The following is a 22,031-nucleotide window of genomic DNA, read 5'->3' as shown; positions in this document are numbered from 1 at the left end:
CCCCAAACCGGTCATTCAACCGGTGCCGGGATCACACCGCCCGGTACGCCTGCGCCAGCTTCTCCACCGCCTTTCCGTACCGGCCGGTCAGCAGCAGGTGGTCGGCGTCGGCGAAGGGCCCCGCCACCGCCTGCGTGAGGCGGCCGCCCGTCCTCTGCTGGACCAGCAGCCGTGCCTGGGTGACCAGCGCGCGTCCGGTCCGGCCGTCGCCGTGCCGCTCGGCCGCCGCGGCCCGCGCGGCGAGGTCGCGCAGGGTTGCCGTACCGCCCTTCGGGACCGGGGTGAGGGTGGTCAGGCCCCAGCCGTAGGGGAACTGCGGGTCGTACGACGCGTCGCCCACGTTGATCGGCAGCTGGGCGTCCGACCGGGGCCAGGTGACCGGGAGCTGTCCGGTGAAGGGGCGCCGGCCGTAGAGGACGTCGGCGACGCCCTCGCCCTCGGTGCCGGGCAGCCAGGAGGCGACCAGGGCGTCGATCTCGTCCAGCCGGTCGCCGACGAGCTGGGGGCGGCCGGAGACGATCAGCACCGCGCACTTCATGGCCGCGCACACCTTGTCCACGGCAGCCTGGTCGGCGGCGGACAGCTTCAGGTCGTGGCCGTTGCCGACGTCACCGACGCCCTCGGCGTACGGGGTCTCGCCGACCACGACCACCCCGGCGTCGTAACCGCCGGTGGGAGCGGAGGCGTCCTTCGAGTAGGTGATGTTCCCGCCCGCCTCCCGCAGGCCCTGCAGGATCGTCGTGCCGGGGACGGTGTTCCCGGAGGCGCCCTGCCAGGTGAGGGTCCAGCCGCCGGTCTGGTTGCCGATGTCGTCGGCGTTCGACCCGGCGACGTACACCTTCTCGCTCTTCTTCAGCGGCAGCAGCCCGCCCGCGTTCTTCAGCAGCACCTGCGACTCGGCGGCGGCCCGGCGGGCGACCTCCCGGTGGGCCCGGGAACCGATGGCGGCGGCCCCGCTGGTGTCGGCGTACGGGTGCTCGAAGAGGCCGAGCTCGAACTTCTCGGTCAGGATGCGGGAGACGGCGTCGTCGATCCGCTGCTCGCTGATCCGCCCGGCCTTCACCTCGTCGGCGAGCGTGGTGCTGAACTCCTTGTAGGTGTACGGCACCATCATCATGTCGACGCCCGCGTCGACGGAGGTGCGGACGTGGGACGCGTAGTCGCCGGGGAGCTGGTCGATGGCGTTCCAGTCGCTGACGACGAAGCCGTCGAAGCCCATGCGGCCCTTGAGCACGCCGTTGATCAGGTCACCGCGGGCGTGCATCTTCACCGCGCCCTTGCCGTCGCCGGCGATGTCGAGGGAGGAGTACGACGGCATGACCGTGCCGACGCCCCGCTCGACGGCCGTGCGGAACGGCGCCAGGTGGACGTCCTCCAGCTGCTCGCGGGTGACCTTGGTGACGCCCTGGTCGATGGTGTAGGTGCCGGTGGTCGAGGAGCCGTACGCGGTGCCGCCGTCGCCCGCGAAGTGCTTGGCCGTCGCGAGCACCTTGTCGTTCCGGCTCAGGTCCTTGCCGTTCGCGCGGCCCTGGAGGCCCTGGATCACGGTCTCCATGGAGTCCACGAGGGCCGGGTCCTCGCCGAAGGACTCGTAGGCGCGGCCCCAGCGTTCGTCGCGGCTCACGCACAGGCAGGGGGCGAAGTCCCAGGGGATGCCGGTCGCGCGGACCTCGGCGGCGGTCACCGCGCCTGTGCGGTAGGCGAGTTGCGGGTCCCGGGTGGCGCCGATGCCGATGTTGTGCGGCATGACGGTGGCGCCGGAGAGGTTGTTGTGGCCGTGGACGGCGTCGACGCCGTAGACCAGCGGGATCTGGAAGCGCGTGGCCCGGGTGCGCAGCTGGAAGCCGTCGATCATCTTCGCCCAGGCCCCGGGGGTGTTGGGCGTGGGTGTCGAGCCGCCGCCGGAGAGCAGGGAGCCGAGGCCGTAGGCGGCGATGTCGGCCCCCTGGCCGACGGCGCCGCGCTCGGCCTGGGTCATCTGGCCGGCCTTCTCCGCCAGGGACATCCGGCCCAGCAGGTCCGCGACCCGCTTCCTGACCGGCAACGCGGCGTTGAGATACGGCAGTCCGTGCGCGTCGATCACGATCTGCGGGGTCTCGGCGGGGGCCTTCGCCCCGGTGACCGTGAGCTTGAGGGGGATGGTCTCGGCGGGCTCGGCCGCCCGGTCCCGGCGGGTGGGCACGGCGATGGTCCGCGCGGTGCCGGAGGCGGTGCCGGCCGGGAAGGTGAGGGTGCCGGAGACGGGGGTGTAGTCCGTGCCGGCGGTCGCGGTGCCGTCCGCCGTGGCGTAGGTGACGGTGACCGGGCCGGTGAGGGGCGCCTCGCCGGTGGTGGCCACGGTGACCCTCACCGCGGCCCTCCCGCCCTCCTCGACCGGGTGGACGGGGGCGTCGGTGGTGACGGAGGCCCGCAGCGCCTGATCGGCCTCGCCGTACAGCTCCACGCCGTCCAGGGCGAAGTCGCCCTGGGCGTCGGGCGGGAGGGTGAGGGCGTAACCCCACATCTCCTTGAGGCCGAGGACGTGGTCGATGCCGCCGACGGGCTGGTAGTCGGTGCGGTAGGCGAAGTCGGTGAAGGGGAGCCGGATCTGCTTCCAGCCGGTGAAGTCGTCGGTGAAGGAGGTGGTCCAGAGTTCGGACGCCTCCCCGTTCGCCCCGCCGTCCTTGATCTCGAAGGCGATCTTCCTGCCGTTGTTGCGCCCCTCCCACCAGAAGCGGATGCCCTGACGGTCGGACCAGTCGTGGGCGGGCGCGGTGGCGGCGAAGTCGTGGGTGAAGCCGCCGTAGCCGCTGATGTCGTAGGTGCCGGCGAGGACCTTGCCGCCCTCGGGGGCGTCGGCGCGGTCGGCGAGGCGGAGCGTGGGCGGGTCGTCGGCGTCGCCGCCCCAGGTGAAGATGCCCTCGGCCGGCTGGGCGGCGAAGGGCACCTCGCCCTCGAAGCGGTCGACCGGGACGGGGGTGGGCTCGTCGGCGGCTCGCGCGGTCGCCGCCCAGGGCAGCAGACCGGCGAGGAGTGCGGCGGAGGCGAGCAGGGCGGTTCTTCGCATGGACCTTCCCTCGGCTCTCATGGTTCACTCAGGGCTTAGCTCACGCCGTGAGTTAACTAGGGGCGCACACCCCCGTCAAGACGACCCGTCAGCTCCGCCGATCCGAGAAGGAAGGGCGACGCACCATGAGGAGATCCCCCCACGCAGTCCGGCTGTTGCTCGCCGGGCTGCTCTCCGCAGCCGGTCTCAGTGTGGCCGCACCCCCCGCTCACGCGGCCGGTGAGCAGGTCACCGCCTGGCTCACCACCACCGACGACTCCGCCGGCCGGCACGTCGTACGCGGCCTGCAGCCGCAGACCCCGTTCTCCTTCCAGTCCGGGACGGGTGGCGGCGGCGAGAACATCACCGTGGACGAGAACACCCGCTACCAGACGTTCACCGGCGGCGGCGCGTCCTTCACGGACACCGCCGCCTGGCTGATGAACAGCAGCGGGGCGCTGTCCCAGGCGACCCGGGACGCGGCCATGCGCAAGCTGTTCTCGCCGACGGACGGCATCGGCCTGTCGTTCCTGCGCAACCCCATGGGCGCCTCCGACCTCGCCCGCTACGGCTACACCTACGACGACGTGCCGGCCGGCCAGACCGACCCGTCCCTGGCGAGCTTCTCCATCGCGCACGACCTCGCCGACGTCGTCCCGCTGACCAGGCAGGCGCTCCAGCTGAACCCGTCCCTGACCGTGATGGCCTCGCCGTGGACGGCACCGGCCTGGATGAAGGACAGCGGCTCGCTCAACGGCGGCTGGCTGAAGGCCGAGGACTACGGCGCGTACGCCTCCTACTTCGTGAAGTACCTCCAGGCGTACAAGGACCAGGGGATCAACGTCTCGTACGTCACCGCACAGAACGAGCCGACCTGCTGTTCCGGCTACCCGTCGATGAGCTGGAACGCGAGCGGCCTCGCGTACTTCACGAAGAACGAGCTGCTGCCCAAGCTCCAGTCGGCGGGCCTGACCACCAAGGTGCTGGCGCACGACTGGAACTGGGACGTCTACGACTCCTACGCGGCCCAGACCGTGGACGACCCGGCCGTCCGCAGCCACCCCAACTTCGGCGGCATCGCCTGGCACGGCTACGGCGGCGACGTCGCCAAGCAGACCTCCGTGCACAACCAGTACCCCGCACTGGACGCCTTCGGCACCGAGCACTCCGGCGGCACCTGGATCGCCAGCCAGCAGCGCGAGGACATGTCCGACATCATCTCCTACACCCGCAACTGGGCGAAATCGGTGACCAAGTGGTCGCTGGCCGTGGACCAGAACATGGGCCCGCACAACGGCGGCTGCGGCACCTGCACGGGCCTGATCACCGTGCACAACGGCGACGGCGCGAGCGGAACCGTCGACTACACCGTCGAGTACTACGACATGGGCCACCTGACCAGGTTCGTCCGCCCCGGCGCCCAGCGCATCGCCTCGACCGCCTCCACCGCGGTGCCGAACGTGGCCTGGCGCAACCCCGACGGCAGCAAGGCGCTGATCGCCTACAACGACTCCTCGTCGGCCCGGACCGTGACCATCAACTGGGGCTCCCAGCACGCCACTTACTCGCTGCCCGGCAAGACCTCGGCCACCTTCGCCTGGTCCGGCACCCAGTCCGGCGGTGGCGCCAGGACCGGAGCCTTCGTGGGCCTCGCCGGCAAGTGCCTGGACGTGGCGGGCGGTTCGAGCGCCAACGGTACGGCGGTGCAGCTCTACGACTGCAACGGCAGCACGGCCCAGCAGTGGACCGTGCAGGCCGACGGGTCGCTCCAGGCGCTCGGCAAGTGCCTGGACGTGACGTCCGGTTCGACCGCGGACGGGGCCAAGGTGCAGTTGTACGACTGCAACGGAACCGGCGCCCAACGGTGGTCGTACAACGCGTCCACGGGTGATGTGGTGAACACGGCGGCGGACAAGTGCCTCGACGTCACGGACAACGCGTCGGCGAACGGGGCCCGGGCCCAGATCTGGACCTGCACGGGAGCCGCCAACCAGAAGTGGACCCTGCGATGAGGCGGTAAGGCGGATCATGCGACGTACGGGGGCCGTGGCGGTGGGGATCGTCGGCGGGATGCTGCTGCTGAGCGGCTGTGCCGCCGTCGACCTGCCGCTCGCGGGGGTGCGGGCCGGCGCGGACGGGACGCCGTACGCGGTGTTCCGGCCGTGCGGTGACGACAGCTATCAGGGCCCGCGCCTGGACGGGCGGGCCCGCGGCGGCGGGGAGGGGCCCGTCACCACCGGCTGGGACGCGAAGAAGGAGGGGCTGCACGGCGACGCCGAGTTCCCCCTGTTCGGCCCGCCCGCGGGCTGGCGGGCCCGGCACCGGGGGAAGCAGGAGCTGCTGCCCCGGCGGCACTACGTCCTCGGGTTCGGGCACTACGTCAGCGGCGACTCCTACAACGGGGTCGTGGAGTTCACCGGCGAGCAGATCGGCCGGCTGCGGCCCGGGCAGGTGTGGGCGGACGACCGGGTGATGAGCCTGCGCGCGTTCGAGCGGCTCGCCGCGGACGCCTGCTGAGCCAGGGCGGTGTGGCGTGGTGCGGATCCGCCGCCGCCGGACCATGGTGGGGGTATGACCACACCGCAGGATCTGTTCCTCGTCAGCCTGGACGTGCCCGGTGAGCACCCCGTCGAGCAGGGCGACCTGTCGCTGGCGCTCGCCGGCGCCGAGTTGATCGACCTGCTCGGCGCCCGGGCGCTCACCCTGGACGGCGAGCGCATCGTGCCCGGACCGGTGCTGACCACGGGTGACCGGATGCTGGACGAGGCGGGGGCGGCGCTGGTGCGGCAGGAGCCGTACGAGACCGTCGAGGACTGGCTGTGGCGGCGGGGTGAGGGGCTGGCCGTGGCCTACCGGGACACCCTGGAGGCCGCCGGGCAGGTCACCGGCAGGCGCCGGCGCTGGCTGCCGGGCCGGAGCCGGGACGACATCCCGGCCGACACCGCCGCCCGGCGCCACGCGACCGACCGCTGGGAGTCCCGCGACGCAGTCCTCACCGGCCTCGCCGCGACCCTGGGCATCCAGGACGGACGGACGGCCGGCCCGGAGCCCGAGGACGAGGCGGTCGTCACCGTCCTGGTCGCGGTCGGCGACGCGGTGACCGAACTGGAGGCCGTCCGCGAACGCCGCCGCATCGAGAACGTCGCCTTCGACAACATCTGGCGCGCGCCCTGAGCGGCGCGGCAGGTGCCGGCGCGCCTCACAGGATCAGCTGGCCGATGCCCAGCAGGTTTCCCTCGCTGTCCCGGAACCACGCGCCCCGCTCGCCGCGCGCGCCCTTGCTCGGGTAGTTGCCCTCGATGTCGGCGATGCCCTCCCGGGTGCGCAAGCCGGGCACGTCGACCTCCTCGAAGACCACGCCCCGGCGGCGCAACTCCGTCACGGCTGCGCCGATGTCGTCCACCTCGAAGGCCATCTGGGTGAAGGTGCCGGGCGAGGCCCCCGTCGAGCGGAACACGACGAAGTCCACGCCCGCGCACCGGTACAGCAGCCCGCCGGGCCGCTCGTCCACCGGGTACAGGCCCAGCTTCTCGGCGTAGAAGCGGCGGGCCCGGTCCAGGTCCCGGGCGGGCAGCCGGGTCGCGACGCGGGCCCGGGAGAGCACGTCATGGGTTTCTGCGGTCATGCCTCCACTGTGGCTACTCCGCGGGCGCCACGCCCGCGCGGAGGAGGCCGTACGTGTAGGCGTCCTCCAGGGCCTGCCAGGAGGCGGCGATGACGTTCTCGGCCACGCCGACCGTGGACCACTCGCCGGAGCCGTCCGAGGTGGAGATGAGCACCCGGGTGGTGGAGGAGGTGCCGTGCTTGCCCTCCAGGATGCGGACCTTGTAGTCGACCAGGTCCAGCTGGGCGAGCTGCGGGTAGATCTTCTCCAGTGCCACGCGCAGGGCGCGGTCCAGGGCGTTGACCGGGCCGTTGCCCTCGGCGGTGGCGACGATCCGCTCGCTCTTGGCCCACAGCTTCACCGTGGCCTCGTTGGCGTGGGTGCCGTCGGGGCGGTCCTCGACGATGGCCCGCCAGGACTCGACGTCGAAGTACTTCAGCGGGCGGCCCTCGACCTCGGCGCGCAGCAGCAGCTCGAAGGAGGCGTCGGCGGCCTCGTAGGTGTAGCCCTCGAGTTCGCGCTCCTTCACCCGCTCGACCACCCGGCCGACCAGCTCCCGGTCGCCGCCCAGGTCGATGCCCAGCTCCTTGCCCTTCAGCTCGACCGAGGCGCGGCCCGCCATGTCGGAGACCAGCATGCGCATGGTGTTGCCGACCAGCTCGGGGTCGATGTGCTGGTACAGGTCCGGGTCGACCTTGATGGCGGAGGCGTGCAGGCCGGCCTTGTGGGCGAAGGCGGAGACGCCGACGTACGGCTGGTGGGTGGAGGGGGTGAGGTTGACGACCTCGGCGATGGCGTGCGAGATCCGGGTCGTCTCGCGGAGCTTGCCGTCGGGCAGCACCTTCTTGCCGTACTTCAGCTCCAGGGCCGCGACCACCGGGAACAGGTTGGCGTTGCCGACGCGCTCGCCGTAGCCGTTGGCCGTGCACTGCACGTGCGTGGCGCCCGCGTCGACGGCGGCGAGGGTGTTGGCGACCGCGCAGCCGGTGTCGTCCTGGGCGTGGATGCCGAGCCGGGCGCCGGTGTCGGCGAGGACGGTGGCGACCACCGCGTGCACCTGGGCGGGGAGCATGCCGCCGTTGGTGTCGCAGAGGATGACGACGTCGGCGCCGGCCTCCGCGGCCGTACGGACGACCGCCTTGGCGTACTCGGCGTTGGCGCGGTAGCCGTCGAAGAAGTGCTCGCAGTCCACGAAGACCCGGCGGCCCTGCTCCCGCAGGTACGACACGGTGTCGCGGACCATCTCCAGGTTCTCGTCCAGGGTGGTGCGCAGCGCCAGCTCCACGTGCCGGTCGTGCGACTTGGCGACCAGCGTGATCACCGGGGCGCCGGACTCCAGCAGGGCGTTGACCTGCGGGTCCTCGGCGGCCTTTGCACCGGCGCGGCGGGTGGCGCCGAAGGCGACCAGTTGGGCGTGCCGGAAGTCGATCTCCGCCTGTGCGCGGGCGAAGAACTCGGTGTCGCGGGGGTTCGCGCCGGGCCAGCCGCCCTCGATGAAGCCCACGCCGAAGTCGTCCAGGTGCCGGGCGATGGCGAGCTTGTCCGCGACGGTGAGGTTGATGCCCTCGCGCTGCGCGCCGTCGCGCAGCGTGGTGTCGAAGACGTGGAACGAGTCGTCGAGCTCGCTGGTTGCCGTCTCGGTCATGGTCTCAAGGCTCCTGTTGTGGATCTTCGGTCTTTACCGGATTGACCGGCTCCACCGTTCCTCCATGCTCCCTCGCGCTTCGCCGCCGGCTGAAGGTGGGCCGGAAAACGAAAAAACCCCTCGCGGGTGCGAGAGGTCTGCGCGCGGGTCGAGGACGACGGTGGCCACCCGCACCTGGTCGTACGAGGTGGTCACTGCGGACCGGCGCGCCTGCTGCCCATAATCATGGCGAACGAGAGCACGGGGGCAGTCTGGCACAGCCCCGCCCCCGGCTCACCGTCCGTCTCAGGATGCGGTCGTCACGGTGGACTCCGCGGATCCGTCCCCGGCCCCCCGGGCGGCCTTCACCCGGCCCAGGTCCAGGTCCTTCGTCTCGCGCATGGTGACGTACACCACGAGGGACACGGCGGCGCAGGCGGCCACGTACCAGTAGAAGCCGGACTCGATGCCGCCCTTCTTGAACCACAGCGCGACGTACTCGGCGGTGCCGCCGAAGAGGGCGTTGGCGATGGCGTACGGCAGGGCGACGCCGAGCGCGCGGACACCGGTCGGGAACAGCTCGGCCTTCACACAGGCGTTGATGGAGGTGTAGCCGGTGACCACGACCAGCGCGAGCAGGGCGAGGCCCAGGGCGGACCAGTAGCCGTCCGCGTGCCGCAACAGCGTCATGATCGGGACCGTCAGGAAGGTGGAGCCGACGGCGAAGGTGATCAGCAGCGGGCGGCGGCCGATGCGGTCGGAGAGGGCGCCCGCGAGCGGCTGGAGGCAGGCGAAGACGATCAGCGCGGTGAAGGAGACCAGGGTCGCGGTCTCCTTGGACAGGCCCGCCGAGTTGGACAGGTACTTGGTGAGGTAGGTGGTGTACGTGTAGTAGGCCACCGTGCCGCCCATGGTGAGGGCGACGACCAGGAACGCCTCCCGCCTGTGCTGCCACAGCGCGCGCAGGGTGCCGCGCTCCCCGGCGTGCGAGGTGTCCTCCTCGTACACCTCGGTCTCCAGCATGTTCCGGCGCAGATAGAAGACGACGGCCGCGCCGAGCGCGCCGACGACGAACGGGATGCGCCAGCCGTAGCTGTGCAGGGCGTCGTCGGACATGGTGCGCTGGAGGACGATCTGCAGGCCGAGGCCCACGATCTGGCCGGCGGTCATGGAGACGTACTGGAAGCTGGAGGCGAAGCCGCGGCGCCTCGGGTCCGAGGCCTCGGTCAGATAGGTGGCGCTGGCCGCGTACTCGCCGCCCACGGACAGGCCCTGGAGCAGGCGGGCGACGAGCAGGACGAGCGCGCCGCCGTAGCCGGCGACCCCGTAGGTGGGGGCGACGGCGATGAGGACCGCCGAGGCCGACATGAGCGTCACGGTCAGCGTCAGCGCGGCCTTGCGGCCCTTGCGGTCACCGATCCGGCCCAGCAGCCAGCCGCCGACGGGGCGCATGAAGAAACCGACGGCGAAGATGCCGGCGGTGTTCATCAGCTGGGCGGTGGGGTTGCCGCTCGGGAAGAAGGCGCCGGCGAAGTACGTGGCGAAGCTCGCGTACACGAACCAGTCGAACCACTCGACCATGTTCCCCGCCGAGCCGACCCAGATCTTCTTCCAGTGTTGTCGTCCCATGGGCCGTTACCTGCCCGCCGGCGGAGCGAACGATTCCTCCGGCAACCGGCCACGACGGACCCGCAGCTACCCGACCGGCAACGCATCCTCGATGAACTCCCGCACGTGCCGCAGAACCTGGGCGCGATCGGTCCCGCGCAGCCCGATCGCCACGTGGATGGAGAATCCGTCGAGCAGCGCACGCAACCTCGTGGCGAAGCGGTCCGCGTCCACCGGACGGAACTCCCTCCGCGAGATGCCCTCGGCGATCAGCGCGACCAGGTCCCGGTGCCACGCACCCTCGATCGCCGCCTGCCGGGCACGGGCGTCCTCGTCGGCGTTCTGCGAGCGGTTCCAGACCTCCAGCCACAGGGTCCAGTGCGGGTCGCGGTGACCGTCGGGGACGTACAGGTCGACGTACGCGGACAGCCGTTCCCGTGCGCTCCCGGGACCGGCCAGCAGCCGCGCCCGTTCCGCGCCCAGCCGGCCCTCGCTCCACTCCAGGGTCTGGAGCAGCAGCTCGTCCTTGGAGCGGAAGTAGTACAGGAGATGGCCGCTGCTCATGCCGACCTCGCGGCCCAGCCCCGCCATGGTGAGCTTCTCCAGACCGCGCTCGGCGATCATGTCCATGGCGGCGGCGAGGACCTCCTCGCGCGGCGGCGCGTTCCTGCGCGCCCGGCCCGCACCGGCCATCTGCTGCTCCTGTACGTGTCAGACCTTCGGCTGCTGTTGCGTGATGCAGTGGATACCGCCTCCGCCCGCGAAGATCGTACGCGCGTCCACCAGGGTCACTGTGCGTTCGGGGAACAGCCGGCGGAAGATCCCGGCGGCTGTCTCGTCGCGCGGGTCGTCGAAGCCGCACAGCACGACGCCGCCGTTGCACAGGTAGTGGTTGATGTAGGAGTAGTCGGCCCAGTGGCCGTCGGCCTCCAGGGCGGTCGGCGCGGGCACCTCCACGACCTCCAGGCGGCGGCCCCGCGCGTCGGTCGCCGACTTCAGCAGGCCGACGACCTCCTTGGTGACCTCGTGGTCGGGGTGCGCCGGGTCCGGCTGGTGGTGGGCGACCACGACACCCGGCCGGGCGAACGCGGCGACGATGTCGACGTGGCCGAGGGTGCCGAAGCCATGGGGAGGGTAGTCGCCGGTCAGGCCGCGCGGCAGCCAGATGGCCTTGCTGGTGCCGAGGTGGGCGTGGATCTCCGCCTCGACCTCCTCTTTCGACCAGTGCGGGTTGCGCTCGGGGCCGAGCTGCACGGTCTCGGTGAGCAGCACGGTGCCCTCGCCGTCGACGTGGATCGCACCGCCCTCGTTGACCAGCTTCGAGGCGTACGTCTTCGCGCCCGCGAGGTCGGAGACGTACGCGCCGATCGTGGCGTCGTGCTCCCAGCGGGCCCAGTCCTGGGCACCCCAGCCGTTGAACGTCCAGTCGACGGCGGCCAGCCGGCCCTTGCCGTCGGTGAGGAAGGTGGGGCCGATGTCCCGCATCCAGGCGTCGTCCAGCTCCCGCTCGACGGTGTCGACGCCGGGGCCGAGCAGCGCCTGGGCGTCCGCCGACTGGCCGGGGCCGCACACGACGGTCACCGGCTCGAAGCGGAGGACGGCACGCGCCACCGACGCCCAGGCCGTGCGGGACAGGCGGAGGTCGTCCGGGTCGTCGAAGGTCGGATTGGGGCTGGGCCAGGCCATCCAGGTGCGCTCGTGCGGGGTCCACTCGGCGGGCATGCGGAAGCCGTCGGCGGCGGGGGTGGTCATGTGGGATCCCTGGTGGTTAGAGGAAGTAGAGGCGGTTGAGGGAGACGGAGTCGGCCGGCTCGGAGCGCAGCGGGTCGCCGTCGAGGGTGACCAGGCCGGTACGCCGGTCCACGTCCACCGCTCCGGTACGGGAGTTCAGGCGGAGGTCGGCGGGGCCGATGCCCCGGGTGCCGCGCACGGCGACCCTTCTCCTGCGGGTCGGCATCGTGTCGTTGCCCTGGTCGACGGCCGCCCGGGCGACGAACGCCACCGAGATGTCGGCGGCCGTGGCGCCGTACGACCCGAACTGCGGTCCCAGCACGAGGGGTTCGCAGGTGTCGGTGGCCGCGTTGGGGTCGCCGACCACGCCGTACGCCGGGAAACCGGCCTTGAGGACGAGCTGTGGCTTGGCGCCGAAGTACTCCGGGCGCCACAGCACGATGTCGGCGAGCTTGCCGACCTCGATCGATCCGACCTCGTGGACGAGGCCGTGCGCGATGGCCGGGTTGATGGTCAGCTTGGCCATGTAGCGCAGCACGCGGGCGTTGTCGTCGCCCTCGCCGTCGCCCTCCAGCGGGCCCAGCTCGGCCTTCATCTTGCCGGCCATGGCGAACGTACGGCGGACCGTCTCACCGGCGCGGCCCATGCCCTGGGCGTCGGAGGAGGTGATGCCGATCGCGCCCAGGTCGTGCAGCACGTCCTCGGCGCCCATGGTGCCGGCCCGGATCCGGTCGCGGGCCATGGCTGCGTCACCGGGCAGGTCGGGCTTGAGGTCGTGGACGGAGACGATCATGCCGTAGTGCTCGGCGACCGCGTCCCGGCCGAAGGGCAGGGTGGGGTTGGTGGAGGAGCCGATCACGTTCGGGACGCCGGCCATCTTCAGCACGTTGGGCACGTGTCCGCCGCCGCAGCCCTCGATGTGGAAGGCGTGGATCGTGCGGCCCTCCAGCACCCGGAGGGTGTCCTCGACCGACAGGCACTCGTTCAGGCCGTCGCTGTGCAGGGCCACCTGGACGTCGTGCTCCTCGGCGACCCGCAGCGCGGTGTCCAGGGCGCGGGTGTGGGCGCCCATGTCCTCGTGCACCTTGAAGCCGCTCGCCCCGCCCTCGGCCAGGGCCTCGATCAGCGGTGCCTCGTGGGAGGACGAACCCCGGCCCAGGAAGCCGATGTTGACCGGCCAGGCGTCGAAGGCGTTGAAGGCGTGCCGCAGCGCCCAGGGCGAGTTGACGCCGACGCCCCACACCGGGCCGAACTCCTGCCCGATGATCGTGGTGACGCCGGAGGCGAGGGACGCTTCCATGATCCGCGGCGACAGCAGGTGGACGTGGGTGTCGACGGCCCCGGCGGTGGCGATCAGCCCCTCGCCGGACACGATCGAGGTGCCGGTGCCGACGACGACGTCGACGCCGTCGAGGGTGTCGGGGTTGCCGGCGCGCCCGATCGCGCAGATCCGGCCCTCGCGGATGCCGATGGAGACCTTCCTGATCCCCTGCACCGCGTCGATCACGACGACGTTGCTGATCACGACGTCACAGGTGTCGCGGACGGCGGCGGCCTTCAGGTGCAGTCCGTCGCGGGCGGTCTTGCCGAAGCCGGCGAGGAACTCGTCGCCGTACTTCTGCGAGTCGGACTCGACGCGGACGGTGAGCCCGGAGTCGCCGAGGCGGATCCGGTCGCCGGCGCGGGGGCCGTGGGTGGCCGCGTAGGCGTGCGGGTCGACGTGGATCGACCGGCTCACCTCTCGTCCCTTCGAGCGGCTCATCGCTGCCCGCCTCCTTCCGGTGTCACTCCCAGGTATCCGCAGGCGGCGGCCCTGCGGAGGGCCTCTTCCTTCGCCCCGGGCGCGTCCAGCGGCCCGTCGACCAGTCCGGCGAAGCCGATCGCGATCCGCTCGCCGCCGATCGGCACGAGCCCGACCTCCTCGCTCTCCCCGGGCCCGAAACGGACGGAGGAGCCGGCGGGTACGGCGAGCCGCATGCCGTAGGCCTGCTCGCGGTCGAAGCCGAGCCGCGGGTTGGCCTCGAAGAAGTGGAAGTGGGAGGTGACGGAGACCGGCACGGTCGCGGTGTTGGTCACGCGGAGCCGGACGACCGGCGCGGGGTCGGCGTGCTGGGGGCCGGGGAGCAGGGCGCCCGGGGCGTGCTCGCCGAGGCCGCCGCCGATGGGATGGGAGACGACCGCGAGCCGGGAGCCGTCGTCGAAGACGGCCTCGACCATCACCTCGGTGACGACGTCGGCGACGCCGGGCAGGACGTCCTCGGGGCCGAGGACCGAGCGGGCCGCCTCGATGGCCTCGGCGAGCCGCTTGCCGTCCCGGGCCGCCTCGCACACCGTGTCCGCGATCAGCGCGGTGGCCTCGGGCACGTTCAGCCGCAGACCGCGCGCCCGGCGGGCCCGGGCCAGCTCGGCGGCTCCGAAGAGCAGCAGCCGGTCACGTTCCGTGGGGGTCAGTCTCACGACCCGGCACCTCCTTGCCTTCCCCGAGTTAGAACACCACTCTAAACACAGATTCCGCGGCACGGAAGGATTGACCTAGCGGCAGGCTCCACGTCACATTGAACGTCGCTCTAATCCACTGAGGCGGCCGTCGAAGGAGACCAGCCATGCCGATAGAACAGCGCGGTGTCGACACCATCCCGGACGAGGAACGCACCAGCGGGCCACGGGACCTCGTGTCGATCCTGCTCGGCTCCAACCTCTGCCTCGGAGTGATCATCTTCGGCTGGCTGCCGCCGTCCTTCGGGCTCGGCTGGTGGGCGTCGGTGACCGCGATCGTGGCGGGCACGGTGGTCGGCACCCTGTTCACGGCCCCGCTCGCCCTGGTCTCCCTGCGCACCGCGACCAACCTGTCCACCTCCTCCGGCGCCCAGTTCGGCGTGCGCGGCCGGCTCGTCGGCTCGGTGGTCGGGCTGCTGCTGGCGCTCGGCTACACCGCGCTGACGGTGTGGATCGGCGGGGACGTGATGCTGACGGTCCTGGGCCGGCTCTTCGGGGTGCCGGCGGACGGGGTGTCGTACGCCCTCGTCTACGCCGTGCTCGCCGGTGCGACCGTCGCCGGCGCGGTCTACGGCTACCGGGTGCTGCTCGCCATGTCCCGCGTCCTCGCGATCGGCATGACGGCGCTGCTGCTGCTCGGCGTCCTCGCCTACGCCCCGCACTTCAGCACCGGCGCGCTGCCGGGCGCGGGCGGCTATCTGCTGGGTTCCTTCTGGCCGACCTGGTTCCTGGCGGCGGTGGCGGCGGGCCTGTCCGGCCCCATCGCCTTCATCACGCTGCTCGGCGACTACACCCGCTACATCTCCCCGGCCCGCCACTCCTCGCGCCGCGTGCTGCACGCCACCTGGCTCGGGCTGGTGCTCGGCCTGCTGGTCCCCCAGCTCTTCGGCACCTTCACGGCGTACGCGGCCGGGGCGGCCACCGACTACGCGGGCCCGCTGGTCGCGGCCTCCCCCGGCTGGTACCTGGTGCCGCTGCTGCTGTCCGCCTCCGCGGGCTCCGTCGGCAACGCGGGGCTGATGCTGTACTCCATGGGCCTGGACCTGGACGCGATCCTGCCCAGCGCCTCCCGCGCCCGCGCCACCTGCACCGTGGCGATCGTGGCCACGGCCTGCGTCTTCGCCGGCCACTACGCCTGGGACGCGCAGTCGGCGATGACCTCCTTCGTGCTCCTGCTCACCGCCATCGGCACCCCCTGGGCGGTCATCACCCTCATCGGCTTCGCCCGCTGCCGCGGTGTGTACGACGCCGACGCCCTCCAGGTCTTCAACCGCCGCTCCCGGGGCGGGATCTACTGGTACCGGGCGGGCTGGAACGTCCAGGCGACCGTGTCCTGGGCACTCGGCGCGGGCGTCGGCCTGCTGGCGGTCTCCCTGCCGTCGTACGAGGGCCCGCTGCTGTCCCTGACGGGCGGGGTGGACTGCAGCTTCCTGCTGTCGGGGCTGGTCGGGGGCGCGGTGTACCTGCTGCTGACGCCGGCTGAGCAGCGCCCCGGAGGGGCGCGGGGAACTGCACGATCAACCACCACGACCCCGCAGACGCCCGACACCCCTTCGCGGCACTTCGAACCGCGCGCTTAGCCGATCCTGTGCATCCAGCCGTGCTTGTCCTCGGCCGTGCCCCGCTGGAGGTCGAGCAGGGCCTCACGCAGCCGCACGGTGACCTCGCCCGGCTCCCCACCGCTCTGCTGCCACTGCGCACCGGCCCGCTTGATGGTGCCGACCGGGGTGATCACGGCGGCGGTGCCGCACGCGAAGACCTCGGTCAGGGTGCCGTTCTCGGAGTCGCGCTGCCACTGGTCCACGGAGACGCGCCCCTCCTCGGACTCGTACCCGAGGTCACGGGCGACGGCGAGCAGGGAGTCACGGGTGACGCCCTCCAGGATGGAGCCGGTCAGGCTGGGCGTGATGATCTTGTTGCCGTACACGAAGTACAGGTTCATCCCGCCCAGCTCCTCGACCCACTTGTGCTCGACCGCGTCGAGGTAGCAGACCTGGTCGCAGCCCTCGGCGGCGGCCTCGGCCTGGGCGAGCAGGGACGCGGCGTAGTTGCCGCCGGTCTTGGCGTCGCCCATGCCGCCGGGGACGGCGCGGACGCGGTCCTCGGAGACCCAGATGGACACCGGCCGGACGCCGCCCGGGAAGTAGGCGCCGGCCGGGGAGGCGATGACGATGAACAGGTACTCGTTGGCGGGCTTCACGCCCAGCCCGACCTCGGTGGCGATCATGAACGGCCGCAGGTACAGCGACTCCTCGCCGCCGTGCGCGGGCACCCAGTCGATGTCCTGGCGGACCAGGGCGTCGCAGGCCTCGATGAACGTCTCGACCGGCAGCTCCGGCATGGCGAGGCGGCGGGCGGAGCGCTGGAAGCGCTTGGCGTTCTGGTCCGGCCGGAACAGGGCGACCGAGCCGTCGGGCTGCCGGTACGCCTTCAGGCCCTCGAAGATCTCCTGCGCGTAGTGCAGGACGTGGGTGGCCGGGTCGAGGGGGATCGGCGCGTACGGAACGAGCTGACCGTCGTGCCAGCCGCGGCCCTCGGTCCACTTGATCGTCACCATGTGGTCGGTGAAGTGGCGGCCGAAGCCCGGGTGGGCCAGGATCGCCTCGCGCTCTGCGGCGGCGAGCGGGCTGGCGGAGGGCTTGAGCTCGATCGTGGGCGTCGTCATGTGTTGTCCTTCACCGGTTGTAGTGACGGGCCGCGCTCACGCCTGTACTGCCGGTCGCCAGTGCTAGGACGTCCGAGCATTCCCTCATACCGCGGCTCCGCGTTCGATTATCGCGCGGAGGCGGCAGCGGACGGAATCGGGGTGAAGCGGCCCAGGGTTGATGGTGGCACCCGGCGAGGCACAGGAAAAGCCGCCGGGTGCGGTTGCGACCCGGCGGCTCGGTGTAGCGCGGCGGGTCAGCCGGCTACGCGTACGGCGAGCGCGTCGCCGATCCCTGAGGTGCTCCGGGAGGGCTGCCCGGCGCGCTCGGTGAGGTCGGCGGCGACCGCCGCGTCGATGCGGTCGGCCTCGGTGTCGTAGCCCAGGTGGCGCAGCAGCAGGGCGACGGACAGGACGGTGGCGGTGGGGTCGGCCTTGCCCTGGCCGGCGATGTCCGGGGCCGAGCCGTGGACCGGCTCGAACATGGACGGGAACTCGCGGGTGGGGTTGATGTTCCCGGAGGCGGCCACGCCGATGCCGCCGGAGACGGCCGCGGCGAGGTCGGTGATGATGTCGCCGAAGAGGTTGTCGGTGACGATGACGTCGAAGCGGGCGGGGTCGGTGACGAGGTAGATCGTCGCCGCGTCGACGTGGATGTAGTCGGTGGTGACCTCGGGGTACTCCTGGGCCACCTTGTTGAAGATGTTCGTCCACAGGTGCCCGGCGAAGGTCAGCACGTTGTTCTTGTGGACCAGCGTCAGCTTCTTGCGCGGGCGGGCCTGGGCGCGCTCGAAGGCGTCACGGACCACGCGCTCGACACCGAAGGCGGTGTTGACCGAGACCTCGGTGGCGACCTCGTGCTCGGTGCCCTTGCGGATGGTGCCGCCGTTGCCGGTGTACGGGCCCTCGGTGCCCTCGCGGACGACGACGAAGTCGATCTCCGGCTGGCCGGCGAGCGGGGTGGCGACGCCGGGGAGCAACTTCGAGGGGCGCAGGTTGACGTGGTGGTCGAAGGCGAAGCGGAGCTTGAGCAGGAAGCCGCGCTCCAGGACGCCGGACGGGACGCTCGGGTCGCCGATGGCGCCGAGCAGGATCGCGTCGTGCTGCTTGAGGGAGTCGAGGTCGGCGTCGGTGAGGGTCTCACCGGTGGCGTGGTAGCGCTTGGCGCCGAAGTCGTACTCCTTGGTCTCCAGCTTCACATCCTGCGGCAGGACGGCGGAGAGGACCTTGAGACCCTCGGCCACGACCTCCTGGCCGATGCCGTCACCGGGGATCACTGCGAGATTGATGCTGCGAGACATGCGTGCACCCTACTCCTCGTCCCATGTGATGACACGCGCTGTCCGCCATGCGGACACTTGCGGACACTCGGACGGGTGGCCGGCGTGCTCCTGTCGGCTGGCGTTCACCCCTGCGCGGCAAGGGCGTTGGGCCGTGGCGGGCGCAGGACGGGCGGCGGATCGACCACTTCGAGGTGCGGCGCGGCGGGTGAGCCGCGCCGCACCCCGTGGGATGCGGCTCCCGGCTGGTGGTCCGGCTCAGTGGCCGGTCGAGCCGCCGTTGTCCCGGCGGTCCAGGGCGCGCTGGAGGGCGGCGGCGGCGTTCTGGCGGTCGGACTCGCTCGTGCGGGACACGTGGCGGACTCGGCGGCGGACGGTCGTCTCGGCCATGGCGATCGACTCCTTCGGCATACGTGGAGCACGGCAGTGAGGGTTGCGAGTCGCCGGAAGGGGCGGGGAGCACCGGCCGCAGGGGTTGCCTGCACGGGGCCTGGCTCACGACCGCCATTCGCTGGATCGAGCGAGACGTTCGGCTCCTTTCAAATTAAGGGAGCGGCCCGCGTCTGTCTGCACAATTACTCGGACTTCCTACTATCTGAGACGGCGGACCGGGTCGCACCGCTGTGAACTGGGCTTTCGTGCGCTCGGGTGATGCCGTCAGGTCACGTCACCGTCGCGCCAGTCGAAGACCAGCTCGCCGTCGGGGTCCAGCGGTCCGGCGAGCGCGGGCCGTACGTACACACCGCCCTCGTCCTCCCGCAGCCGGACGATCCCGTCCGGTGAGAGGGCGTGCACCTGCCCGGGCCACCGCTGCCAGCCGCGCGCGGTGTACAGCGGGGCCCCGTCCTCGCTCGCGGCGAGCGCGCCGAGGTCGTAGGCCCGGTCGGTCAGCCGCTCCAGCTCGGCCATCACCCGCCCGCCGAGCCCGGTGCGGCGCACGTCGGCCCGCACGGCGACGGCCTCCACGTACCCGGCCCGCAGCCAGCGCCCCCGGTGCCGCACCCGGCGCAGCACGAGGGCCCCGTGAGCGGCGAGCCCGCCCCCGTCCCGGATCAGCACATGCATCCCGCCGAGCCCGTGGTCCCAGTCCTCGTCCGAGAAGTCCCCGTCGAACGCGGCGTCCAACAGGGCCCGCACGGCACGGAGTTCGGGCCGCTTCAGGCCGGCGGTGTGGGTGAGGCGCAGGTGAGTGGTCATGCTCCACTGTCGCATCCGGCCCCGGAATGGAGACGGGCCGGGAAGCCTGAGCGGTGTCAGGGTTCCCGGCCCGTGTTCGGGGGGCTGAGGGTCAGCCCATGTGCGGGTAGGCGTAGTCGGTCGGCGGGACCAGGGTCTCCTTGATGGCGCGGGTCAGGGTCCAGCGCTGGAGGTTCTGGGGGGCGCCGGCCTTGTCGTTGGTGCCGGAGGCCCGGCCACCGCCGAAGGGCTGCTGGCCGACGACGGCGCCGGTCGACTTGTCGTTGATGTAGAAGTTGCCCGCCGCGTAGCGGAGCTTCTCCATCGTGTAGGCCGCGGCGGCACGGTCATTGGCGATGACCGAGCCGGTGAGGGCGTAGTCCGAGACCGACTCCATCTGGGTCAGCATCTCGTCGTACTTGTCGTCCTCGTAGACGTGCACGGCGAGGATCGGGCCGAAGTACTCGGTCGTGAAGACCTCGTTCTCCGGGTCGGTGCACTCGATGACGGTCGGGCGGACGAAGTAGCCCACCGAGTCGTCGTAGGTGCCGCCCGCGACGATCGTGCAGGCCGGGTCCGCCTTGGCGCGGTCGATCGCGGCCTTGTTCTTGGCGAACGCCCGGTCGTCGATGACGGCGCCGATGAAGTTGGACAGGTCGGTGACGTCACCCATGGTCAGGTAGTCGACCTCGGCCGCGAACTCCTCCTTGAAGCCCGAGTTCCAGATGGAGGCCGGGATGTACGCGCGGGAGGTGGCGCTGCACTTCTGGCCCTGGTACTCGAAGGCGCCCCGGGTGAGGGCGGTCTTCAGCACCGCGCGGTCGGCCGACGGGTGCGCGACGAGGAAGTCCTTGCCGCCGGTCTCGCCGACCAGGCGCGGGTAGGAGCGGTACTTCTCGATGTTGGTGCCGACCGTCTTCCACAGGTACTGGAAGGTCTTGGTCGAACCGGTGAAGTGGATGCCGGCCAGGTCGCGGTGGGTCAGGGCGACCTTGGAGACCTCGATGCCGTCGCCGGTGACGAGGTTGATGACGCCCTTGGGCAGGCCCGCCTCCTCCAGCAGCTGCATGAGGAGGACGGCCGCGTGGGTCTGCGTCGGGGACGGCTTCCAGACGACCACGTTGCCCATCAGGGCGGGGGCGGTGGGCAGGTTGCCGGCGATCGCCGTGAAGTTGAACGGCGTGATCGCGTAGACGAAGCCCTCCAGCGGGCGGTGGTCCAGGCGGTTCCACACGCCCGGGGAGTTCGCCGGGGGCTGCTCGGCGAGGATCTGGCGGGCGTAGTGGACGTTGAAGCGCCAGAAGTCGACCAGCTCGCAGGGCGTGTCGATCTCGGCCTGCTGGGCGGTCTTGGACTGGCCCAGCATGGTGGAGGCGGCGAGGGTCTCGCGCCAGGGGCCGGCCAGCAGCTCGGCGGCGCGCAGGATGATCGCGGCGCGGTCGTCGAAGGACATCGCACGCCAGGCCGGCGCAGCGGCCAGGGCCGCGTCGATGGCGTCCCGCGCGTCCTGCTGGGTGGCGTTGCGCAGGGTGCCGATGACGGACTTGTGGTTGTGCGGCTGGACCACCTGGATGGTCTCGCCGCCGCCCATCCGCTTCTCCCCGCCGATGGTCATCGGCAGGTCGATCGGGTTCTCGGCCAGCTCCTTGAGCTTGCCCTCCAGCCGGGCGCGTTCGGGCGAGCCGGGGGCGTAGCCGTGCACCGGCTCGTTGACGGGGGTGGGGACCTGGGTCACAGCGTCCATGAGATCCGTAACTCCTTGTACGTGAGCGGGTGTTCGGGCTCAGCCCTTGCTGACCATGGAACGGAGGAAGAACCGGAGGTTGGCCGGCTTCTCCGCGAGACGGCGCATGAAGTAGCCGTACCAGTCGGTGCCGTAGGCGGTGTAGACGCGCATGCGGTGGCCCTCGGCGGCCAGCCGCAGGTGTTCGTCGCCGCGGATGCCGTAGAGCATCTGGAACTCGTACTCGTCGAGCTTACGGCCGGCCTTGTGGGCCAGCTCCTGGGCTATCGCGATCAGGCGCGGGTCGTGCGACCCGACCATCGGGTAGCCCTCGCCGTCCATGAGGATCTTCAGGATCCGGACGTACGCCTTGTCGATCTCGTGCTTCTGCTGGAAGGCGACCTCGGCGGGCTCCTTGTAGGCGCCCTTGACCAGGCGGACGCGGCTGCCGGAGGCCGCGAGGCGGCGGGCGTCGGCCTCGGTGCGGAAGAGGTAGGCCTGGATGACGCAGCCCGTCTGCGGGAAGTCCTTCCGCAGCTCCTCGTGGATGGCGAACATCGAGTCGAGGGTGGTGTGGTCCTCGGCGTCCAGTGTCACCGTCGTGCCGATGGCGGCGGCCGCCTCGACCACCGGGCGGACGTTGGCGAGGGCCAGCTCGTGGCCACCGGGAAGGGCCTGGCCGAACATCGACAGCTTCACCGACATCTCGACCCGCTCGCCGAGCTCCAGCTCCTTGAGGTGGTCGACCAGCGCCAGGTAGGCGTCGCGGGCGTGGGCGGCCTGCTCGGGGGTGGTGATGTCCTCGCCGACGACGTCCATCGTCAGCTCCAGGCCCTTGGCCGTCAGGTCCTCGATGATCGGGACGATGTCGGCGACGGTCTCGCCGGGGATGAAGCGGTCGACGACCTGCTTGGTCACCGGGGCCGCCGAGATCAGGCGTCGCATCCGGTCGCTGCGCGACGCGGCGAGAATCACGGGACCCAGCACGGGGCACCTCCACAGACAAGCACCGAATACGGCCATCACCCGACGATTCGGGTACGGCACGGAGAACCACCGTGAAACCTAAGGATCTCTCCGATCCTCGGCCATCGACAGCTGTCACGCATCCGTGCCCGGG

The 22,031-nt window shown here is 71.4% G+C and carries 18 protein-coding genes; 4 read left to right on the top strand and 14 right to left on the bottom strand.

The window, feature by feature from the left end; genetic code table 11:
* Positions 1-31: 31 nt before the first annotated feature.
* A complete protein-coding gene (locus ACIP4Y_RS29730) occupies positions 32-3,046 on the bottom strand; it encodes a glycoside hydrolase family 3 N-terminal domain-containing protein (RefSeq protein WP_401398798.1) in 3,015 nt (1,004 codons plus the stop codon).
* A gap of 125 nt (positions 3,047-3,171) precedes the next feature.
* Between ACIP4Y_RS29730 and ACIP4Y_RS29725 the strand changes: the two genes are divergently transcribed.
* Genes ACIP4Y_RS29725 through ACIP4Y_RS29715 form a run of 3 tightly spaced genes read left to right on the top strand, consistent with a single transcriptional unit; the run spans position 3,172 to position 6,199 of the window.
* Positions 3,172-5,037 carry a ricin-type beta-trefoil lectin domain protein gene (locus ACIP4Y_RS29725; protein ID WP_401398797.1) on the top strand — a complete coding sequence of 622 codons (1,866 nt, stop codon included), beginning with the start codon at positions 3,172-3,174 and terminating at the stop codon, positions 5,035-5,037.
* 16 nt (positions 5,038-5,053) lie between these two features.
* Entirely contained in the window at positions 5,054-5,542 is a 489-nt protein-coding gene (locus ACIP4Y_RS29720; RefSeq protein WP_401398796.1) for a hypothetical protein, read from the top strand.
* 54 nt (positions 5,543-5,596) lie between these two features.
* Positions 5,597-6,199, top strand: a complete 603-nt coding sequence (locus tag ACIP4Y_RS29715) for a GPP34 family phosphoprotein (RefSeq protein WP_401398795.1) — start codon at positions 5,597-5,599, stop codon at positions 6,197-6,199.
* A 25-nt stretch (positions 6,200-6,224) separates the two neighbouring features.
* On the opposite strand, the gene ACIP4Y_RS29710 is transcribed toward ACIP4Y_RS29715, so the two are convergent.
* From ACIP4Y_RS29710 to ureA, 7 genes are all read right to left on the bottom strand, one after another.
* The gene (locus ACIP4Y_RS29710) at positions 6,225-6,650 is read right to left on the bottom strand and encodes a VOC family protein (protein WP_358636219.1); all 426 of its coding nucleotides are present in this window, start codon (positions 6,648-6,650) and stop codon (positions 6,225-6,227) included.
* 13 nt (positions 6,651-6,663) lie between these two features.
* Positions 6,664-8,274: a citramalate synthase gene (cimA, locus tag ACIP4Y_RS29705; protein ID WP_401398794.1), complete on the bottom strand. Its 1,611-nt coding sequence runs from the start codon at positions 8,272-8,274 to the stop codon at positions 6,664-6,666.
* Positions 8,275-8,559: 285 nt separating this feature from the next.
* A complete protein-coding gene (locus ACIP4Y_RS29700) occupies positions 8,560-9,882 on the bottom strand; it encodes an MFS transporter (RefSeq protein WP_401398793.1) in 1,323 nt (440 codons plus the stop codon).
* A 66-nt stretch (positions 9,883-9,948) separates the two neighbouring features.
* Positions 9,949-10,554 (bottom strand): TetR/AcrR family transcriptional regulator, encoded by a 606-nt coding sequence (locus ACIP4Y_RS29695; protein WP_401398792.1) that lies wholly within the window; start codon positions 10,552-10,554, stop codon positions 9,949-9,951.
* An 18-nt stretch (positions 10,555-10,572) separates the two neighbouring features.
* Complete coding sequence (locus tag ACIP4Y_RS29690) at positions 10,573-11,613, bottom strand: agmatine/peptidylarginine deiminase (RefSeq protein ID WP_401398791.1); 1,041 nt, start codon at positions 11,611-11,613, stop codon at positions 10,573-10,575.
* Positions 11,614-11,629: 16 nt separating this feature from the next.
* Positions 11,630-13,354 (bottom strand): urease subunit alpha, encoded by a 1,725-nt coding sequence (locus tag ACIP4Y_RS29685; RefSeq protein ID WP_401398790.1) that lies wholly within the window; start codon positions 13,352-13,354, stop codon positions 11,630-11,632.
* Positions 13,351-14,049 (bottom strand): urease subunit gamma, encoded by a 699-nt coding sequence (gene ureA, locus ACIP4Y_RS29680; RefSeq protein ID WP_401398789.1) that lies wholly within the window; start codon positions 14,047-14,049, stop codon positions 13,351-13,353. The genes ACIP4Y_RS29685 and ureA overlap by 4 nt, the downstream gene beginning before the upstream one ends.
* Before the next feature lie 146 nt (positions 14,050-14,195).
* On the opposite strand from ureA, the gene ACIP4Y_RS29675 reads away from it, so the two are divergent.
* Positions 14,196-15,668 (top strand): cytosine permease, encoded by a 1,473-nt coding sequence (locus tag ACIP4Y_RS29675; protein ID WP_401398788.1) that lies wholly within the window; start codon positions 14,196-14,198, stop codon positions 15,666-15,668.
* Here the strand turns inward: ACIP4Y_RS29675 and ACIP4Y_RS29670 are convergent.
* From ACIP4Y_RS29670 to ACIP4Y_RS29645, 6 genes are all read right to left on the bottom strand, one after another.
* Positions 15,665-16,753, bottom strand: coding sequence for a branched-chain amino acid aminotransferase (locus tag ACIP4Y_RS29670; RefSeq protein ID WP_401398787.1), 1,089 nt, complete (start codon positions 16,751-16,753; stop codon positions 15,665-15,667). The two genes, ACIP4Y_RS29675 and ACIP4Y_RS29670, sit on opposite strands and share 4 nt — an antisense overlap.
* 236 nt (positions 16,754-16,989) lie before the next feature.
* Positions 16,990-18,033 (bottom strand): 3-isopropylmalate dehydrogenase, encoded by a 1,044-nt coding sequence (locus tag ACIP4Y_RS29665; RefSeq protein ID WP_401398786.1) that lies wholly within the window; start codon positions 18,031-18,033, stop codon positions 16,990-16,992.
* A gap of 237 nt (positions 18,034-18,270) precedes the next feature.
* Positions 18,271-18,402, bottom strand: a complete 132-nt coding sequence (locus tag ACIP4Y_RS29660) for a hypothetical protein (protein ID WP_306963308.1) — start codon at positions 18,400-18,402, stop codon at positions 18,271-18,273.
* A 267-nt stretch (positions 18,403-18,669) separates the two neighbouring features.
* Positions 18,670-19,209, bottom strand: coding sequence for a GNAT family N-acetyltransferase (locus ACIP4Y_RS29655; protein ID WP_401398785.1), 540 nt, complete (start codon positions 19,207-19,209; stop codon positions 18,670-18,672).
* Positions 19,210-19,300: 91 nt separating this feature from the next.
* Positions 19,301-20,932: an L-glutamate gamma-semialdehyde dehydrogenase gene (gene pruA, locus ACIP4Y_RS29650; RefSeq protein WP_401398784.1), complete on the bottom strand. Its 1,632-nt coding sequence runs from the start codon at positions 20,930-20,932 to the stop codon at positions 19,301-19,303.
* 39 nt (positions 20,933-20,971) lie between these two features.
* A complete protein-coding gene (locus ACIP4Y_RS29645) occupies positions 20,972-21,898 on the bottom strand; it encodes a proline dehydrogenase family protein (RefSeq protein ID WP_401398783.1) in 927 nt (308 codons plus the stop codon).
* Positions 21,899-22,031 lie beyond the last annotated feature (133 nt).

This window comes from Streptomyces sp. NPDC088810 (assembly GCF_044750305.1).
GTDB lineage: Bacteria > Actinomycetota > Actinomycetes > Streptomycetales > Streptomycetaceae > Streptomyces.
This window is presented reverse-complemented; position numbering and strand designations above follow the sequence as displayed.

What these genes read in the sequence shown, in the direction of transcription:
- ACIP4Y_RS29730 (WP_401398798.1), bottom strand. Translation starts at nt 3,046, where the DNA reads ATGCGAAGAACCGCCCTGCTCGCCTCCGCCGCACTCCTCGCCGGTCTG.
- ACIP4Y_RS29710 (WP_358636219.1), bottom strand. Translation starts at nt 6,650, where the DNA reads ATGACCGCAGAAACCCATGACGTGCTCTCCCGGGCCCGCGTCGCGACC.
- ACIP4Y_RS29720 (WP_401398796.1), top strand. Translation starts at nt 5,054, where the DNA reads ATGCGACGTACGGGGGCCGTGGCGGTGGGGATCGTCGGCGGGATGCTG.
- cimA (WP_401398794.1), bottom strand. Translation starts at nt 8,274, where the DNA reads ATGACCGAGACGGCAACCAGCGAGCTCGACGACTCGTTCCACGTCTTC.
- ACIP4Y_RS29655 (WP_401398785.1), bottom strand. Translation starts at nt 19,209, where the DNA reads ATGACCACTCACCTGCGCCTCACCCACACCGCCGGCCTGAAGCGGCCC.
- ACIP4Y_RS29700 (WP_401398793.1), bottom strand. Translation starts at nt 9,882, where the DNA reads ATGGGACGACAACACTGGAAGAAGATCTGGGTCGGCTCGGCGGGGAAC.
- ACIP4Y_RS29725 (WP_401398797.1), top strand. Translation starts at nt 3,172, where the DNA reads ATGAGGAGATCCCCCCACGCAGTCCGGCTGTTGCTCGCCGGGCTGCTC.
- ACIP4Y_RS29670 (WP_401398787.1), bottom strand. Translation starts at nt 16,753, where the DNA reads ATGACGACGCCCACGATCGAGCTCAAGCCCTCCGCCAGCCCGCTCGCC.
- ACIP4Y_RS29715 (WP_401398795.1), top strand. Translation starts at nt 5,597, where the DNA reads ATGACCACACCGCAGGATCTGTTCCTCGTCAGCCTGGACGTGCCCGGT.
- ACIP4Y_RS29690 (WP_401398791.1), bottom strand. Translation starts at nt 11,613, where the DNA reads ATGACCACCCCCGCCGCCGACGGCTTCCGCATGCCCGCCGAGTGGACC.
- ACIP4Y_RS29660 (WP_306963308.1), bottom strand. Translation starts at nt 18,402, where the DNA reads ATGGCCGAGACGACCGTCCGCCGCCGAGTCCGCCACGTGTCCCGCACG.
- pruA (WP_401398784.1), bottom strand. Translation starts at nt 20,932, where the DNA reads ATGGACGCTGTGACCCAGGTCCCCACCCCCGTCAACGAGCCGGTGCAC.
- ACIP4Y_RS29675 (WP_401398788.1), top strand. Translation starts at nt 14,196, where the DNA reads ATGCCGATAGAACAGCGCGGTGTCGACACCATCCCGGACGAGGAACGC.
- ACIP4Y_RS29685 (WP_401398790.1), bottom strand. Translation starts at nt 13,354, where the DNA reads ATGAGCCGCTCGAAGGGACGAGAGGTGAGCCGGTCGATCCACGTCGAC.
- ACIP4Y_RS29695 (WP_401398792.1), bottom strand. Translation starts at nt 10,554, where the DNA reads ATGGCCGGTGCGGGCCGGGCGCGCAGGAACGCGCCGCCGCGCGAGGAG.
- ACIP4Y_RS29665 (WP_401398786.1), bottom strand. Translation starts at nt 18,033, where the DNA reads ATGTCTCGCAGCATCAATCTCGCAGTGATCCCCGGTGACGGCATCGGC.